Annotated in this window: 4 protein-coding genes; 1 reads left to right on the forward strand and 3 read right to left on the reverse strand. The window is 72.7% G+C overall.

Annotation, left to right across the window (positions count from 1 at the left end; all coding sequences use genetic code 11):
- Positions 1–22 precede the first annotated feature (22 nt).
- Genes KPB06_RS16510 through KPB06_RS16520 form a run of 3 tightly spaced genes read right to left on the reverse strand, consistent with a single transcriptional unit; the run spans position 23 to position 15,722 of the window.
- Positions 23–1,054, reverse strand: coding sequence for a GNAT family N-acetyltransferase (locus tag KPB06_RS16510; protein WP_104012154.1), 1,032 nt, complete (start codon positions 1,052–1,054; stop codon positions 23–25).
- The gene (locus KPB06_RS16515) at positions 1,044–6,029 is read right to left on the reverse strand and encodes a non-ribosomal peptide synthetase (RefSeq protein ID WP_104012155.1); all 4,986 of its coding nucleotides are present in this window, start codon (positions 6,027–6,029) and stop codon (positions 1,044–1,046) included. Before KPB06_RS16515 ends, KPB06_RS16510 begins: the two co-directional genes overlap by 11 nt.
- A 9-nt stretch (positions 6,030–6,038) precedes the next feature.
- Positions 6,039–15,722, reverse strand: coding sequence for a non-ribosomal peptide synthetase (locus KPB06_RS16520; protein WP_104012250.1), 9,684 nt, complete (start codon positions 15,720–15,722; stop codon positions 6,039–6,041).
- Between the two features lie 271 nt (positions 15,723–15,993).
- Between KPB06_RS16520 and KPB06_RS16525 the strand changes: the two genes are divergently transcribed.
- The gene (locus KPB06_RS16525; protein ID WP_104012156.1) at positions 15,994–17,739 is read left to right on the forward strand and encodes a cyclic peptide export ABC transporter; all 1,746 of its coding nucleotides are present in this window, start codon (positions 15,994–15,996) and stop codon (positions 17,737–17,739) included.
- Positions 17,740–17,801 lie beyond the last annotated feature (62 nt).

A 17,801-nucleotide genomic window follows, 5' to 3' on the forward strand; every position in this document is an offset into this window, starting at 1 on the left:
CCTTGTCGGTGAATCCGGCCCGTCAGACGTGACGGCCGGAGAAGAACGTCTCGCGCAGCGTGCGCATCCACAGCGGCTGCGCGTCGGCCAGCGCGAGACGGCGCTGCCGCGCGAAGCCATGCCGCGCGAGATGGTCGGCAACCCGCGTGTGGCCGGCCGGAACGGCACAGCCGACCGCTTCGGTACGCAGGTCGTCGAGAAACAGGTAATGCACGACGGACGGCAGCCAGCCGGCCACGCGGTGCGCGCCGCGCCAGCGCGACTCCCCGACCAGCATCCGCAGCCCGCGGTCGTAGTCGCGCGCCGCGACGTGCGGCGCGAGCGCGTCCTCCTTCAGCCAGAACGCCTCGAAATACGCGAACGGCTCGCCGTCGAAACAGCCGACGAGCGGCGTCACGTGCGGATCGGCTTCCTGCGGGCCTTGCGCACCGCATTGGTCAGGCTGGGCCCCCGGCCAGCCGTCGCGCACGCGCGGCTCCGTGAACCAGCGCGCGAGCCGTTCGGCGTCCTCGGCCGGCTGCCAGCCGCGCAGCGTGAAGCGCACGCCGAGCGCCGGCAGGTCGCGCGCATAGACGTCGCCGCGCGGTGCGGGCGGCCGGCGCGGATGACGCCGGCCGTCGGTGATCGTCGGCAGCGTCGCGCACGGCAGAGCCGGGCCGACGCGCCACAGGTCGGCCTGTTGCGCCCAGCCGTCGCGCAGGCAGCGGCCGCCGTCGGCGAGGACGCCGCTCGCGCGCAACGCATCGAGCGCGACGGCCGGCCAGGCAGCCGGGTCGAGCCGGACCGCCGCGTGGCGCGCGCTGTCCGAAAACACCGCGGCCAGGGCGGCCAGCAGCGCCCGCCGCTGGTCGGCCGGCGCCGCGCGATGGTTGTACGCGACGAGGCGCAGCGCGCCGTCGTCACCGAGCTGCGCGCGCAGCAACTGCGCGCCGATGCCGTCGCCGTGCGCGACACGGATCTCCGCGCCGTCGCGCACGGCGAACAGGCCGTCCGCGAACGCGAGCCGGTAGGTATCGAGCATCGTGAATCCGTCCGGACGCACTTCAGCCAGCATGGCGCGCCTCCTGTCCCGTTTCCGCTCGCGCGTCGAGCCGCGCGGCGAGCGCCGCGAGCGTCGGCGCCGCGAACACGTCGGCGACCGTCAGCGCGTGACCGGCGCGGCCGGCCGCGTCGACGAAGCGCACGACGTCGAACGACGTCGCGCCGGCTTCGAACAGGTCGGCATCGGGCTCGGGCGCGGCCGTCGCGAACGTGTCGGACCACAGCGCGGCGAGCGCGGCGGCGGCATGCGACGGCGTTGCATCGACCGGCGCTGCCGCGTGAGCGTGGGTGCCGAACGCACCGTGCACGGCTGCGCGCGCCTCGGGTGCGCCGAGCGCCGCTTCCGACGCGCCGGCGAAACGCGCGACCTCGTCGTGATACAGCTCGACGAGCGCGTCGACGAAATCGCGCGCGAGCAGTTCGTCCGCATATGAGAACGCGGCGCTCACGCGGCCGTCCGGATGCTCGACGACGTCCAGCTCCAGCGTGAACACGACGCGATGGCGCGTCTCGTTGAATCCGGCCAGCGACAGGCCGGCCCAGTCGCGTGCGGCGGCGCCGGTCGGGCGCAGATAGTTGAACATCACCTGGAACAGCGGATTGGCCTGCGCGGCGCGCGGCGCACGCAGCGCGGCCACGACGTCGGCGAACGGCACGTCGGCATGCGCATACGCGGCGAGCGCCGTGTCGCGCACTTGCGCGAGCACGTCCGCGCGGCGCGCCGACGGGTCGATCCGCGTACGAACGACGACCGAGTTGATGAACAGGCCGAGCGCGGCGCGGGCCGCGTCGCCCGTGAGCTCGCGCGTCGACGCGAGCACGCCGACCGGCTGGTCGGCCGCGCCCGTCGCACGGAACAGCGCGGTGTTGAGCGCCGCGTGCAGCAGCATCGGCAGCGTCGCGTGCGAGGCCGATGCGGCGTCGCGCGCCGCGCGAATCAGTTGCGCGTCGAATTCGAACGCGATACGGGCCGCGCGCCATTGCGGCACGGCCGGCGCATCGGCGCGCTGCGGCAACACGCGCGACGGCAGATCCGCGAGCGCGTCGCGCCAGTACGCGACGCGCGCCGGATGGCACGGCGCGGGCAGCACGAGCGGGAGGGCCGGTCGGGCGGCTTGGTCGGCCGGCGCGCCGCTGCCCTGCACGCGGGCGACATAGCGGGCACGCACCGCGTCGAGCCACAGCTCGATCGATTCGCCATCCGACACGATGTGATGGATCGTCACCGACAGCACGTGGTCGTTCGCACCGAGCCGCAGCACACGAGCGCGCCACAGCGGCGCGTCGGCCAAGAGATCGAACGGCGCGAGCGCATCCTCGTCGGTCAGCGCGGCCGCGCGGGCCAGCGCATCGGCTCGGGCCGACAGGTCGATCACCGGCAGCGCGACGGCCACGTCCGCGTCGATCCGCTGACCCGGCAGCGCGCCGTCGCGGGCGACGAGCCGCGCGCGCAGCGCCGGATGCACGGCCGCCGCATCCGAGAACGCCGCGCGCAGCGCATCGACGTCGAGCGGGCCGCGCACGCGCAGCGCGACCGGAATGTTGTATGCGGCGCTGTCCGGCTGCGCGCGCCACAGGAACCACAGGCCGAGCTGCGCGGGCGACAGCGGCCACACGCCATGCGCGTCCGGTTTGGCCACGGCGATACCCGGCGCCGTGGCGCCCGACTGCGCGGCGCGCGGCGCGTCGGCCACCTGCAGCGCGTACTGGGCAAGCACGGGCGCCTCGAACAGCGCGCGCACCGGCACGTCGCGGCCGAGCCGTTCGGCCACGCGCGTCGCCACGCGCACGGCCGCGAGCGAATGGCCGCCGAGATCGAAGAAATGATCGCCGCGACCGACGCGTTCCAGGTTCAACACGTCGCACCAGATCGCCGCGAGCGCGGCTTCGTCGCCGTCGCGCGGCGCCTCGTACGCGCGTTCGACACGCACGGGCGCCGGCAGCCGTGCACGGTCGACCTTGCTGTTCGCGTTGCGCGGCAGCGCGTCGAGCACGATCAGTTGCGCGGGCACCATATAGTCGGGCAGCGTGCGGCGCAGATGCGCGTCGAGCGCCGCGGCTTCGACCGGCTGCGCGGCCGCCCGCGCCTCGGCGGTCAGCTCGACGTACGCGACGAGCTGCGCGAGCGCGCCCTGCCCGTGCACGACCGCACAGGCTTCGCGCACCGCGTCGTGCGCGGCGAGCTGCGCCTCGATTTCGCCGAGTTCGATGCGCAGGCCGCGCAGCTTCACCTGGTGGTCGACGCGGCCGATGAAGTCGAACACGCCGTCCGCGCGGCGCCGCACGAGGTCGCCGGTACGGTACAGCCGCGCGCCCGGCGCGCCGTACGGATCGGGCACGAAACGCTCGGCCGTCAGCGCCGGACGGTCGAGGTAGCCGCGTGCGACGCCGATCCCCTCGCCGCCCAGATACAGTTCGCCGATCACGCCGACCGGCAGCGGATGCAGTCGCGCGTCGAGCACGTGCGCGGTGCGCGCGCCGACCAGCGTGCCGATCGGCAGATACGCGGCGTCGCCGAGCTTCGCGAGATCGTCGCCGGGACGGAACATCCACAGCGTCGGCGTGATGACCGTTTCGGTCGGGCCGTAGCCGTTGACCACGCGCACGTTCGGCAGCGCGCGGCGCAGCATCGCGAACGCCTCGCGCGACGTCGCCTCGCCGCCGACGGTCAGCGAACGCAGCGTCGGCGGCGCGCCGTGCGCGAGCGCCCATTCGGCAAGCTGGGCGGCGCAGCCCGGCGGCACGTAGGTCATCGTCACGCCGTCGCGGATCATCATCGCGCAGGTCTGCGCGGGCGGCCACAACACGTCGGCCGTCACCGACACGGCGGCGCCCGACATGTATTGCGAAAACCAGCCTTCGTGCGCGCCGTCGAAATTGACCGACTGGAACAGCAGGAACACGTCGTGCTCGCCCGCGCCGTAGCGCTCGGCGATCGCCGCGCAGTGCCGCGCGAACGACGCATGGTCGACGATCACGCCCTTCGGCTTGCCGGTCGAGCCCGACGTGTAGATTGCATACGCCGCGTGGCCGGGCAGCACGTCCGGCAGCGCGACGTGCGCGGCTTCGTCGAGCGCATCGATTTCGTCCGCGCGCCAGATGCGCAATTCCGGCAATTCGGGCAGCGACGCGGCGCTCGCGGCGTCGGTCAGCACGTGCGCGATGTTCGCATCGCCGACGATCTGCGCGAGCCGCTCGCGCGGGTGCGCCGGGTCGAGCGGCACGAACGCGGCGCCCGACTTCAGCACCGCGATCAGCGCGACGAGCAGATCGACTGAGCGCTGCAGCGCGACGCCCACGCGCATCTCGGGCCGCACGCCGGCCGCCACCAGATGGCGCGCCAGGCGCGCGGCACGCGCATCGACTTCGCCGCGCGTCAATGCGCGATCGATATCGGCGACACCGCGTGCGTCGGGCCGCGCGTGCGCATGCGCGGTGATGCGCACGTGCACCGGCACGAAAGGCTCGGCATCGGTCGCGCCGGCCGGCGCGTTCCATGCGAAAAGCTGCGCGCGTTCGTCGGCGGGCAGCCAGTCGAGATCGCCGATCGGCATGTCGGGGCGCGCGAGCGCATCGGTCAGCAGCGTGACGAAGCGCGCGGCCAGCCGTGCGATCGCGTCCGCGTCGAACAGGTCGAGCGCGTAGATGAAGGCCGCGTCGAACGTGCCGTCCGGCGTCGCTTCGACGGATAGCGTCAGGTCGAATTTCGCGGACGGCGTGCCCGACGGCAGCAACGCGGCCGACGCCGCGCCGAGCGGCGGCAGCGCGCGGCGTTCGCCATACGCGGCCATCACCTGGAACAGCGGATGGTGACTCGCGCTGCGCGGCACGCCAAGCGCGTCGACCACCTGCTCGAACGGCACGTCCTGGTGCATCTGCGCGTCGACGAGCGCGCGCTGCGTACGCGCGACCAGCGACGAGAAATCGCCGTGCGCGGGCACGTCGACGTCGATTGCCAGCGTATTGACGAAGAAGCCGATCAGGCCGGCGACTTCCGCGCGCTCGCGGTTCGCGGCCGGCACGCCGACGCAGATCCGCGCGTCGCCGGTCGCACGCGCCAGCAGCGCGTCGAGCGCGGCGAGCAGCACCGCGAACGGCGTCGCGCCCGACGCGGCCGCGAACGCGCGCAACTGCGCACCGATGCGCGCGTCGAGCGAAAACACGTGACGCGCGCCGCGCGCACTGCGGCGGGCCGGCCGTGCGGCCGCGCCCGGCAGCGTCAGCACGCCGCGCTGCGGATCGAGCCGCTCGCGCCAGAACGCGAGCTGGCGGTCGCGCTCGCCGGCATCGAGCCAGCGGCGCTGCCACAGCGCGTAGTCGGCGTACTGGATCGGCAGCGGCGCGAGCGGCACCGGCTCGCCCGACGCATACGCGCGATAGAACGCCGCGAGCTCTTCCAGCATCACGCCCGACGACCAGCCGTCCGACACGATGTGATGCACGGTGAGCGCGAGCCAGTGATGCGTCGCGTCGAAGCGCACCAGGTGCGCACGCACGAGCGGCGCGGTACCGAGGTCGAACGGTTCGGCTTCGTCGGCCGCCGCGACGGCTTCGGCGCGCGGCACGCGCTGCGCGTCCGGCAGCGCTTCGAGATCGGTTTCGCGCCACGGGCAGCGCAGCGGCGCGTGGATCGTTTGCGCGACGCCGTCCTGCGCTTCGTCGAAAGTCGTGCGCAGCGCCTCATGGCGCGCGATCAGCGCATCGCACGCGAGACGCAGCGCATGCCCGTCGAGCGGGCCCGTGAGCGCCAGGCGCTCGGTGATGTGGTACGCGTCCGGCGCATCGATCAGCCGCGCATGCAGCCATAGCCGCGTCTGCGCGAACGACGCCGGCACGCGGTCGCTGCGCGGCGTGCGCGGCGGAATCGGCAGCACGCGGAAATCGATGCCGGCCGCGCCGAGCTTGTCGATGAAGACCGCGCGCTGCGCGTCGGGCAGTTGCGCGAAACGCGTCGCGAGCGCGAGCCAGTCGGGTTGAACCTTCGTCATCCGTCGTCCTTATTGGGTTTCCAGTTCGCCGAGCAGCGCGTCGATCGCGCTCGCCGCATCGGTCTCGCCGCGCGCCGCGCAGGCCGCGTCGATCGCTTGCGCGCAGCGCGCGAGCGTGCGCGTGTCGAACAGCGTGCGCAGCGGCAGCGCGAGCCCCCAGTGCAGGTTCGCCTGCGCGTGAGCCTGCGTCGCGAGCAGCGAGTGGCCGCCGAGCAGGAAGAAATCGCCGTCGCGGCCGATCGCGTCCACGCGCAACACGCGCTGCCAAATCGCCGCGAGCGCGCGCTCGGTATCGGTCGCGAGTTCGACGGCTTCGGCCGCTTCGCGCACCGGCGCCGGCAGCGCATGGCGGTCGCACTTGCCGTTCGGCGTGACGGGCAATGCGTCGAGCTCGATCAACTGCGACGGCACCATGTACGCCGGCAGTTGCGCGCGCAGCGCGTCGAGCAGCGCCGCACGGTCGAGCGCGCCCGCGTCGCCGCGCGCGACATAGCCGATCAGTTGCTCGTCGCGCACGATCACGACCGCATCGTTCACGCCCGGCGCCGCGCGCAGCAGCGCCTCGATCTCGCCCGGCTCGATCCGCTGGCCGCGCAGCTTCACCTGCGTGTCGACCCGGCCGAGGTAGTCGAGCGCGCCGTCCGCGCGCCGGCGCGCGAGGTCGCCGGTGCGGTACATGCGCGCGCCCGGCACGAACGGATCGGGCACGAAGCGCTCGGCGGTCAGCGCCGGCCGGCCGAGATAGCCGCGCGCGAGGCCCGCGCCCGCGAGATACAGTTCGCCGGTCGCGCCGGCCGGCACCGGCTGCCACGCGGCATCGAGCACGTGCAGTTGCAGGTTCGCGATCGGATGGCCGATCGGCACCGCGACCGCTTGCGCGTCGTCGGGGCCGCAGGTCCAGTGCGACACGTCGATCGCGGCCTCGGTCGGCCCGTACAGGTTCACGAGCGTCGCGTTCGGCAACAGGCGCGCCATCTTCGCGACGAGTTCGGGCGCCAGCGCCTCCCCGCTCGCGACGATCAGACGCACGCTGTCGCATTGCGCGGCGGCCGAGAAATCGTCGAGATGCGCGGCGAACGCGGCGAGCATCGACGGCACGAAATGCAGCACCGTCACGCCGTGCGCGTGGATCGCCGCGGCCAGACGCGCCGGATCGCGGTGGTCGCCCGGCGCGGCGATCGCGAGCGTCGCGCCGATCGCGAGCGGCCACACGAATTCCCACACCGACACGTCGAAGCCGAACGGCGTCTTGTGCAGCACGACGTCGTCGCGCGTCAGCCGGTATGCGTGCTGCATCCACGCGATCCGGTTCGCGAGCGCGCCATGCGTGTTGCCGGCGCCCTTCGGCTTGCCGGTCGAGCCGGACGTGTAGATCAGGTACGCGAGCTGCGCGTCGTCGACCGCGGCGGTTTCGCCACCGATATCGCCGGCCTCGTCGGCCAGCAGGTCGGCGACCGTCAGCAGTCGCGTATCGGCGCCCTCGCCCAGCGCGGCCTCGACCTGCTCGCGCAGATGCGCCTGCGTGATCGCGACGGCCGGCCGCGCGTCGCGCAGCAGGTACGCAATGCGCTCGGCCGGATAGTCGGGATCGACCGGCAGGTACGCGGCGCCGGCCTTCAGCACGCCGACGAGCGCCATCACCATGTCGAACGAGCGCTCGACGCACAGCGCGACCGGCGTGTCCGGCCGCACGCCGCGCCGGCGCAGCGCGGCGGCGATGCGCGACGTGGCGGCGTCGAGTTCGCGATAGGTCGCGCGCTGCACGCGGCCTTGAGCGTCCGCGTATTCGAGCGCGATCGCGTCGGGCGTCGCCCGTGCCGCGTCGGCGAATTGCAGGTGTAGCGGCTGGCGTCGTTCGATCGGCCAGACATGTGCGGTGTCGTGCGCGCGGGCCAGCGCGTCGCGGGTCGCATCGTCGGCGATCGACAGCGTGCCGAGCAGCGCGTCGGGCGTACGGGCCAGCGCGTCGAGCGCGCAGGCGAACGCGCGATGCCAGGTCTCGACCTGACGTGCGTCGATGCGGGCGGTGTCGTAGCCGTAGTCGATCGTCAGTTCGGCGCCGCTTTCGATCACGAGCGTCAGTGCGAAATCGGTCGCTTCGATGCTGCGTACGTCGCTCAGCGCCAGCGCGCGCGGATCGGCAACACGCGCCGTGTCGTCCACCGGATAGTTCTCGAACACGACCAGCGTGTCGAACAGCGCGCCGCCCGACCCGCGCGCCCAGCGCTGGATGTCGGCAAGCGGCGTGTGCGCGTGTTCGGCGGCCGCCGCGTTCTCGCGTTGCAGCGTTTGCAGCCAGTCGGCCGCGCGTTGCTGCGGCGCCGGCGCGGTGATGACCGGCAGCGTGTTGATGAAGAGACCGAGCACCGAATCGACGTCCGCGAGCGCATCGGGACGGCCGGCGACGGTCGCGCCGAACGCGACGGCCGGCTGGTGCGTCATCCGCTGCAGCGCGAGCGCCCACGCGCCCTGCACCAGCGTGTTGACGGTCAGCTTCAGCGCGCGGGCCGTCTGCGCGACGCGCGCCGTCGTGTCGGCGTCGAGCGTCGCGCGCCACGTGGCCATCTCGGCCTCCGCGCGATCGGCCGTGCGTTCCGCGATCAGCGTCGGTGCGTCGAGGCGCGCGAGGCGTTCGGTCCAGAAGCGTTCGTCGGCGTCGCGCTCGCGCGTGCCGAGCCATGCGATGAAGTCGCGATAGCGCAGCGCCGGGCGGCTCGCGAACGGCGACACGGCATCCGGGTCGCGATAGTCGCGCAGCACGTCGGCGAGCAGCCGCGCGGTGCTCCAGCCGTCGAGCAGCACGTGGTGGCGCGTCCAGACGACGCGCCACGCGTCGTCCGTCACGCGGATCAGCGTGAGCCGCATCAGCGGCGGCTCGCGCCAGTCGAAGCCGCGCGTGCGGTCGGCCGCGAGCCATGCATCGAAATCGGCGTCGAGCGTGTCGCCGCGCGTACGCCAGTCGAGCTGCTCGACCGGCATGCGCGCGTGACGATGCACGCATTGCAGCGGCGCGGCTTCGTCCGGCATCACGCTCGTGCGCAGGATGTCGTGACGCGCGACGGACGCGTCGAACGCGGCCGCGAGCCGGTCGGCGTCCAGCGCGGTCGCGGTCGCGACGAGCTGGTTCACGTAGCTCGCGTGGCCGGGCGCGAACAGCGCATGGAACAGGATGCCCTGCTGCATCGGCGACAGCGGATACACGTCGTCGATCGCGCGCCAGTCGAGCGGTGCGCGTTCGATCGCGGCCTGCGTGAGGCCGGCGGCCTGCGCGAGCGGGAAATCGCCCGGCGTCGCGCCGGCGCCGCGATGCGCGATGCGTGAAGCGCATGCCTCGACGAGTTCGCGCAGCGCGGTTGCGAAGCGTGCGGCGAACGCGTCGATCGTCGCGCGTTCGAATTGCGGCGCACCGTAGACCCAGTGCACCTTCAGCGTGCGCGCGCCGTCGCCGTCCGTGTCGAGGTACGCATGGATCGCGAGCGTATTGCCGAGCGGCCCGTTCGGATCGCGCTCGACGCCGGTGCCGCCGAAACGCGGGACGAGCGTCGCATCGCGCGGCGCGTCGAACTGGCCGAGATAGTTGAACGTGACGCGCGGGCGCGGCACGGCGGCCAGCGCCGTGCGCGTGGCCGCATCGCCGTAGTGCGCGAGCACGCCGAAGCCGAGCCCCTTGTGTGGCACCGCGCGCAACGTATCCTTGACCGCGCACAGCGTGTCGCGGGCCGTTGCTGCGACCGGCAGCGTCACCGGGTAATGGCTCGTCAGCCAGCCGATCGTGCGGCTGGCGTCCGCGTCGTCGAACAGCGCTTCGCGGCCGTGCCCTTCGAGTTCGATCCGGCACGACGCGGCGCCGCGCGCGCCGGCCAGCGCCAATGCGAGCGCCGCACCGAGCAGTTCGATCGTCTGCGTGCGATAGGCCGCGTGCGCGTCGGTCAGCGCGGCGCGGGTCAATGCCGGGTCGATCGTCTGCACGACGACGGCCGCATCGGCGTTCGTCGCTACTGCGTCGGGGTGATCGGGCACGATGTCGTCGCCCTGCGCCATGCCAGCCCAATAGATGGTTTCGCCCGAGAACAGCGACGCCGGTTCCGTTGCCGCGCGGGCGAGCCGTGCCGCCCAGGCGTCCGCACGCAGGCCCGGCTGCGACAGGCGAACCGGCGTGCGTTCGCATGCCGCGCGGTAGGCGGTGTCGAGGTCGTCAAGCAGGATGCGCCACGACACGCCGTCGACGATCGCGTGGTGAATCGCCAGATAGAGTCGCGTCGAACCGTCCGGCAGCCGTGCCGCGCACGCGCATGCGAGCGGCCCGCGGCCGAGATCGAGACGGCGTTGCAGCGCGTCGAAGCGGGCCAGCGCGTCGGCGTCGTCGCGTGCGGCGACTTCGACGAACGGCAGCGCGTCGTACGGCTTCGCCGCGTCGCTCGCGTGCCACGTGCCGTCGGCGCCGCGTGCGAAGCGCTGGCGGAATGCGTCGTGATGGGTGAGCAACGCGTCGAAGGCGCGTGCGAATGCGTCTGCGTCGAACGCACCGCGCACGTCGAACGACACCGACTGGTTCCAGTGGCCGCGGTGCGGAATATCGAGCGCGAAGAAGCGTTGTTGCGCGGGCGTCAGGATCGGCGTGGCAGCCGGCGTGACAGCCGTGGTCGCTGCCGCCGCGCCCACAGGTTGAGCGGCGCCGGCCGCGTCGTCCGTTTTCGCGACGCGTGCGAGTTCGGCGACGGTCGGCCCGTCGAACAGTTGCTTCGGCGTGAAGCGCACGCCGCGCTTGCGCGCCCGGGCGATCACCTGCAACACGAGGATCGAATCGCCGCCGAGCTCGAAGAAATTGTCGTCGCGGCCGACCTTCGGCGCTTTCAGCACGGCCTGCCAGACGTCGGCAAGCACCGTCTCGACCGCACCCTGCGGCGCATCGCCCGGCGCGGCCGCGACCGGCACCGCCGCCCGTTCGCGCAATGCCGCGCGATCGATCTTGCCGTTCGCCGTCACCGGCAGGCGTGCGAGCGCGACGAACTGCGCGGGCACCATGTAGTCGGGCAGCGTCGCGGCGAGTGCTGCGCGCACCGCGGCTTCGTCGAACGCCGCGCCGTCGCGCATCACGACGAACGTCGCGAGCCGCAGGCGGCCATCGTGCTCGATCGCGAGCGTTTCGGCCTGCGCGATCGGGCCGGCCGCGCGCACGGCCGCGCTCACCTCGCTCGGCTCGACGCGGTAGCCGCGAATCTTCACCTGATCGTCGATGCGGCCCAGGAACGCAAGGCGGCCGTCCGCGCGCAACCGCACGCGGTCGCCCGTGCGATACAGCCGCGCGCCGGGCGTGAACGGATCGGGCACGAAGCGCTCGGCGGTTTGCGCGGGGCGCCCGAGGTAGCCGCGCGCGACGCCCGGCCCACCGAGGTACAGTTCGCCCGTCGCACCGGCCGGCACGCACGCGCCGAACGCGTCGAGCACCAGCGCGCGCGCATTCGGCAGCGGCAGCCCGAGCGGCACACCGCTCGCGGGATCGCGCGCGTCGGCGGCGATCGACGCCGTATCGCACACGATCGCGCCGACCGTCGCTTCGGTCGGCCCGTAATGGTTGATCACGCGGCAGGCCGGCGCGAGCGCGGCCAGCCGCGCGACGAGCGCCCACGTGAGCGTTTCGCCGCCCGTCACGAGCGCGTGGCGCGGCAGCACGTCGGCCGGCACGCGCGCGTCGAGCAGCGCTTGCAGATGGCTCGGCACGATCTTCAGCACGCCCACTTCACGGCGGCGCATTTCGTTGGCGAACAGGTCCGGATCGAATGCGCACGCGGCCGGCAGCAGGTGCAGCGTGCGGCCCGCGCACAATGCGCCGAACAGCGTCGTGTGGCCGAGATCGGCCGCGACCGTCGAGACCATCGCGAACGATGCGTCGGGCGCGAACGCGAGTTCGTCGAGCATCCCCTGCACGTAATCGGCCAGCGCGCCGTGCGAGACGACGACGCCCTTCGGCGTGCCGGTCGAGCCCGACGTATAGATCAGGTACGCACCCTGCTCCGGGTGCGGCGCGACGCGCACGCCGGCCGCATGGGCGAGCGTCGCGTCCTGCGCGAGCGCGTCGACGTCGAGCGGCTGCGCGTCGATGCCGGCCGGCCACGCGGCCGGCTGCGCGACGAGCGCCCAGCGCGCGCCGCAGTCGGCCGCGGCCGCGGCGAGGCGGGCGGCCGGCTGCGCGGGGTCGAGCAGCACGGCCAGCGCGCCGGCTTTCAGCGCACCGAGCAGGCCGACGACGAAACGCGCCGAACGCTCGATGCAGACGACGACCGCCGCTTCGGCGGTCACGCCGCGTTGCGCCAGCGCGCGTGCGATGCGGTTCGACGCGTCGTCGAGTTCGGCGAACGTCAGCGATGCCGATGCGTCGGAAAGCGCGACGCGATGCGGATACGCGGCCGCCTGCCGTGCGAACGCGGCGACGATGTCGGCATGTTCGACGCGCAGCGCACGGCCGTCGCGCGGCTGACGCGACGCAGCCGACGCATCGCACGGCAGCGCGGCCGTCGTGGCGTGCGGTTCATGCGCGGCGGACGCGACGAGCGCCGCATAGCTGTCGAGCCACGCGCGCGCGGTATCCGCATCGATGCAGTCGGTCGCATACGCCGCGACCAGCTCGATCCCGTTCGCGTCGTCGGTGAAATCCAGCGCGAAGTCGAAGCGCGCGGCGAGATCCGGCCCCGGCGTCGCGACCGCGATCGCGCCCGGCAGCACGCTGTCGTGCCGCGCGTCGAACTGCTGCGCGAACTTCACGCGCAGCCATTCGTCGCCGCGCTTGACGGGCGGCTTCACCGCATCGACGACGCGCTCGAACGGAACGTCCTGATGCGCGACCGCATCGAGCGCCGCGGTACGCGCCGCATCGACGAGCGCGCGGAACGGCAGCGTCGGCGCCACGCGCACGCGCAGCGCGACCGTATTCAGGAAAAGGCCCAGCAACGCACGCGTTTCGGGGCGCTGGCGATGCGCGACCGGCACCGCGACGACGACGTCCGTTTCGCCGGTCACGCGCGACAGCCATGCGTCGAGCGCGGCCAGCAGCACCGTGAAGACGGTTGCGTGCGCGTCGCGTGCGAGTTGCCGCACGTCGGCCGCGACCGCATCGGGCAGGCGCACCGACACGCGCGCGCCGTGCAACGTACGCACGGCGCCCGGCTGGCGATCGACCGGCAGCGCGAGCGGGCCCGGCACGTCGCGCAACGCGCCGCGCCAGTAGTCGAGCTGACGCTCGCCCTCGCCGCCGGCCAGCATGTCGCGCTGCCAGTCCGCGTAGTCGGCGTACTGGATCGGCAACGCAGGCAGCGACGGTTCGCGGCCTTCGGCATAGGCGCGATACGCAGCCGACAGTTCGTCGAACGCGCAGCGCGAGCTCCAGCCGTCGGTGATCGCGTGATGCGCGGTCAGCAGCAGCCGGTGACGGTCGTCGGCGAGCACGACGAGCGTCGCGCGCAGCAGCGGGCCGCGCGCGAGGTCGAACGGCGCGGCCGCGTCGCGCTCGGCGAGACGCGCGGCTTGCGCGTCGCGGGCGGCCGGCGGCCGGTCGCGCAGATCGACGGCGGCGATCGACACCGGCAGATGCGCATGAATCCGCTGCATCACGACGCCGTCGTCGTTGTCGACCAGCGTCGTGCGCCATGCTTCGTGACGGCCGATCACGTGATCGAGCGCGCGCTGCAGCGCGTCGCGGTCGAGCGCCCCGTCGATCGTCCAGTGCGCGGCGATGTGATACGCGGCGCTCGCGTCGCGCGTCTGCGCGAGCACCCAGAAGCGTTGCTGGGCAAGCGATGCCGCGCGATCGACGTATGGCGCGCCCGATACGGCCGCATCGGCCGGCGTGCGGCGCGCGGCAATCGTGGCCAGCGGTTCGCCGGTCTCGCGCTCCGCGCGATCGACTGTTTCGGCCAGTTCGGCAAGCGCCGGATCGGCGAACAGCGTGTCGAGCCGAAGGTTCACGCGGATGGCGGCACGGATCGCGGCCTGCAACTGCATCGCGGCGAGCGAATCGGCGCCGAGCGCGAAGAAGCGATCGGCGCGCGATGGCGTGACGTCGAGGCCCAGCAGCGTCTGCCAGAGGCCCGCGATCTGCTGTTCGGTCGGCGTGCGCGGCGCATCGCCCGCGGCTTGCGTCGTGTCGCGCGCGGTGGCAACCCGCTGGGCGGCAATCCGCTCGCGCAGCGCGGCACGGTCGAGCTTGCCGTTCAGCGTGTACGGCAGCGCATCGCAACGCACGAACCGGTGCGGCTGCCACGCGGCCGGCAATTGCGCGGCCACGTGCGCCTTCAATGCGGCATCGTCGGCCGCCGCGCGCAGCGCGACGCACGCGATCAGCCGCGTCGGCCCGCTGGCGGTTTCGGCCAGCACGGCCGCGTCGGCCACGGCCGGGTGCGAGCGCAGGCATGCGGCGATTTCCGCCGGCTCCACGCGCACGCCGCGCACCTGGACCTGATCGTCGAGGCGGCCGAGATAGTCGAACGCGCCGTCGTCGCGCAGCCGTGCGAGGTCACCGGTGCGATAGACGCGCGCGCCGGGCTCACCGTCCGCATCGGGAATGAAACGTTCGGCCGTGAGCGCCGGGCGACCGTGATAACCGCGAGCGACGCACACGCCGCCGAGCAGCAGTTCGCCCACCCCGTCGCCGTCGGCGCCGTCGATGCGCGCGACGCGCGGGCCGATCGCGCGGCCGATCGGCAGCGACGCATACGCGTCGTCGGCGGCCAGCACCGGCGTCTCGCCCGGCTCCACCGGCCACAGCATCGGCGAAATCACGGCTTCGGTCGGCCCGTAACCGTTGATCAGGCGCACGGCCGGGAACGTGCGGCGCACGAATTCGAATGCCTGCTGCGGCAGCGCTTCCCCGCCGAACGCGAGCACGCGCAAGGCCGGCGGCACGCCGTCGCGCGCGGCGACGGCTGCGAACTCGCGCAGGTACGCAGGCGGAAATGCGGCGACGTTGACCGCTTCGCGCACCATCAGCGCATGCGCGGCGTCCGGCGCGAACGGTTGCGGCGGCGCCACGACGATGCCGGCGCCGACCGCGAGCGGCGCGAGCCAGCATTCGTGCGCGGCGTCGAAGTTGACCGACGCGAAATGCAGCAGACGGTCGCCCGCCTCGATCGGCAGCGCGGCCGCGAGCGCGTCGCAGTGCGCGGCAAGCGGCCCGTGCTCGACGACCACCGCCTTCGGCGTGCCGGTCGAGCCCGACGTATAGATCATGTACGCGGCCGAACGCGGATGCACGGCCACGGCATCGTCGTCGAACGCGTGAACCTGCGCGACGCCCGACGCTTCGGCCGTCACGTCGAACGCGTGTTCGAACGGCGTGCCGAGCGCCGCGCGGCCGGCGGCGTCGACGATGCCGTGCCGCAGTTGCGCATCCTGCACGATCCAGTCGAGGCGCGCGGCCGGATGGCGCGGATCGAGCGGCACGAACACGCCGCCGGCCTTCAGCACGGCCAGCAGCGCGACGAACAGTTCGCCGGAACGCTCGACGCACACGCCGACCCGCACTTCGGCGCCGACGCCGGCCGCGCGCAGTTGCCGGGCGAGTTGCGATGCACGTGCGTCGAGCGCACCGCGCGACAGGCGCAGGTCGTTCTGGAAAGGCACCGCGATGGCGGGTGCGTCGGGCGCGAGGCGCGCCAGTTCGCGGATTCGGTGATGCAGCGCAGTCGGGAAACTCGTCATGTGCGTGAAGTCCTTCGGTCCGGCCGCTTCGGCCAAGTCTCGGGGCCGCGAGGGGCGGCTTCACTGGTGTGACGAACGACGCAGCCGATTTTTTACCGTTTTGCGCGCAAAGTGCGTGCGACCGCTTTTTTTGACGATGGGACTAAATATTTGCGCGGCCCGTTCGTCTATCAGGGAGGAAAGCCGCAACGGGGCTCGCCCCGCCCGCCGCTTTCGCGTCAGATTTGCCGTTTTCGCGTTATTGCCTGCCCTCCCTTTACCGACGTTGCCGATGACAGCCGCCCACGAGCCTTCTTCCCCGCCGTCCCTCGACGCTTCCCCCGGCCGCCCCGCGGCGCGCCTGATCCTCGCGCTGCTGCGCGAAAGCCGCGTGTCGCTCACGCTGGCGCTCACCGCGTGCGTGCTGAACGGCGTCGCGAGCGTGCTGCTCGTCGCGACGCTGAACCGCGCGCTGTCGCAACCGGGCGCCGCCGACGCGGCGCTGGCGTGGCGTTTCGCGCTGTGCGCGGTGATCGCGCTCGTCACGCGGATCGTGTCGGGTACGCTGTTCGCCCGCCTGTCCCAGGACACGATGGCGCGGCTGCGCGTGCATCTGGCGCGGCGCGTCGGCGCGGCCGAACTGCGCGACATCGAGCGCATCGGCGCGGCGCCCGTGCAGTCGGTGCTGACCGACGACGCGACCAACGTGTCGATGCTGTTCTTCGCGCTGCCGAACCTGGTCATGCACGGCTCGATCGTGTTCGGCTGCCTCGGCTATCTGGCGTGGCTGTCCTGGCCCGTGTGCCTGCTGGCGCTGGCCGCGATCATCGCCGGCTCGCTCGGCTATCACACCGGCGACCGCCGCGCGATCGCGGCGCTCGAAGCCGCCGGCCAGGCGCAGGACCGGCTGTTCGGCTATCTCGGCTCGCTGTTTTCCGGCGCGAAGGAGCTGAAGCTGCACGATGCACGCGCCCGCCAGTTCGTCGACGGCCAGCTCGGCGCCGCCATCGGCGAGGTGCGCGACCACCGCCGCCGCGCGTTCAGCGCGTATGCGGTCGGGGTCGGCTGGATCATCTTCCTGTTCTACGTGTTTCTCGGCGTCGCGTCGTTCTGGCCGCAGCTCGGCGTGCATGCCGACCCGGCCGCCGCCGCCGGCTACGTCGTCGTGTTCCTGTTCATGCTCGTGCCGCTCGACGGCCTGCTGAACAACTTGCCGACCGTCAACGCGGCGCGCGTGTCGCTCACGCGGATCGAAGGCGTGATGGCCGAATTCGGCGCGCTGCGCACGGTGCCGCCCGCGGCCGATGCGCCCGACGTACCGCCGGCCGGCGCCGTCACGCTGCGCGGCGTCACGCATGCGTATTTCCACGAACGCGACGAACGGATGTTCAGCATCGGGCCGATCGACCTGACGATCGAGCCGGGCGAGCTCGTGTTCATCGTCGGCGGCAACGGCAGCGGCAAGACGACGCTCGCGAAGGTGCTGACGGGGCTCTACGAGCCCGAGCAAGGCACGATCGAGGTCGACGGCCGCACGATCGGCTGGCGCGAGCGCGCGGCCTACCGGCAGCGCTTCAGCGCGGTGTTCAACGATTTTCACCTGTTCGATGCGCTGCTCGGCATCGTCGACCCCGACGACCCGTCGCGCGCGCAGGCCGATGCGCGGGCCAACGCGCTCGTCGCGAAACTCGCGCTCGACCACAAGGTGAAGGTCGTCGACGGCGCGTTCTCGACGCGCGCGCTGTCGACCGGGCAGCGCAAGCGGCTCGCGCTCGTCGTCGCGTATCTGGAGGATCGCCCGTTCTACCTGTTCGACGAATGGGCGGCCGACCAGGACCCGTCGTTCAAGGCCGTGTTCTACGAACAACTGCTGCCCGAGCTGCGTGCGCGCGGCAAGGCCGTGATCGTGATCACGCACGACGACCGCTACTTCGATCTCGCCGACCGTCTGCTGAAGCTCGACAACGGGCGCATCGTCAGCGATACGCAGCCGGCGCGCCTGCGTGCGCAGGATGGCGTCGATGCGCTGAGCGCGTAACCCGACACGACCGTCGACGAGAAAAATCGCCGGCACGCTGCATTCATTGGCAGTGTGTCGGC

This window comes from Burkholderia semiarida (genome assembly GCF_029268935.1).
Taxonomy (GTDB): Bacteria; Pseudomonadota; Gammaproteobacteria; order Burkholderiales; family Burkholderiaceae; genus Burkholderia; species Burkholderia semiarida.

Coding starts and splice junctions, on each gene's coding strand:
- KPB06_RS16510 (WP_104012154.1), bottom strand. CDS start 1,054: ATGCTGGCTGAAGTGCGTCCGGACGGATTCACGATGCTCGATACCTAC.
- KPB06_RS16525 (WP_104012156.1), top strand. CDS start 15,994: ATGACAGCCGCCCACGAGCCTTCTTCCCCGCCGTCCCTCGACGCTTCC.
- KPB06_RS16515 (WP_104012155.1), bottom strand. CDS start 6,029: ATGACGAAGGTTCAACCCGACTGGCTCGCGCTCGCGACGCGTTTCGCG.
- KPB06_RS16520 (WP_104012250.1), bottom strand. CDS start 15,722: ATGACGAGTTTCCCGACTGCGCTGCATCACCGAATCCGCGAACTGGCG.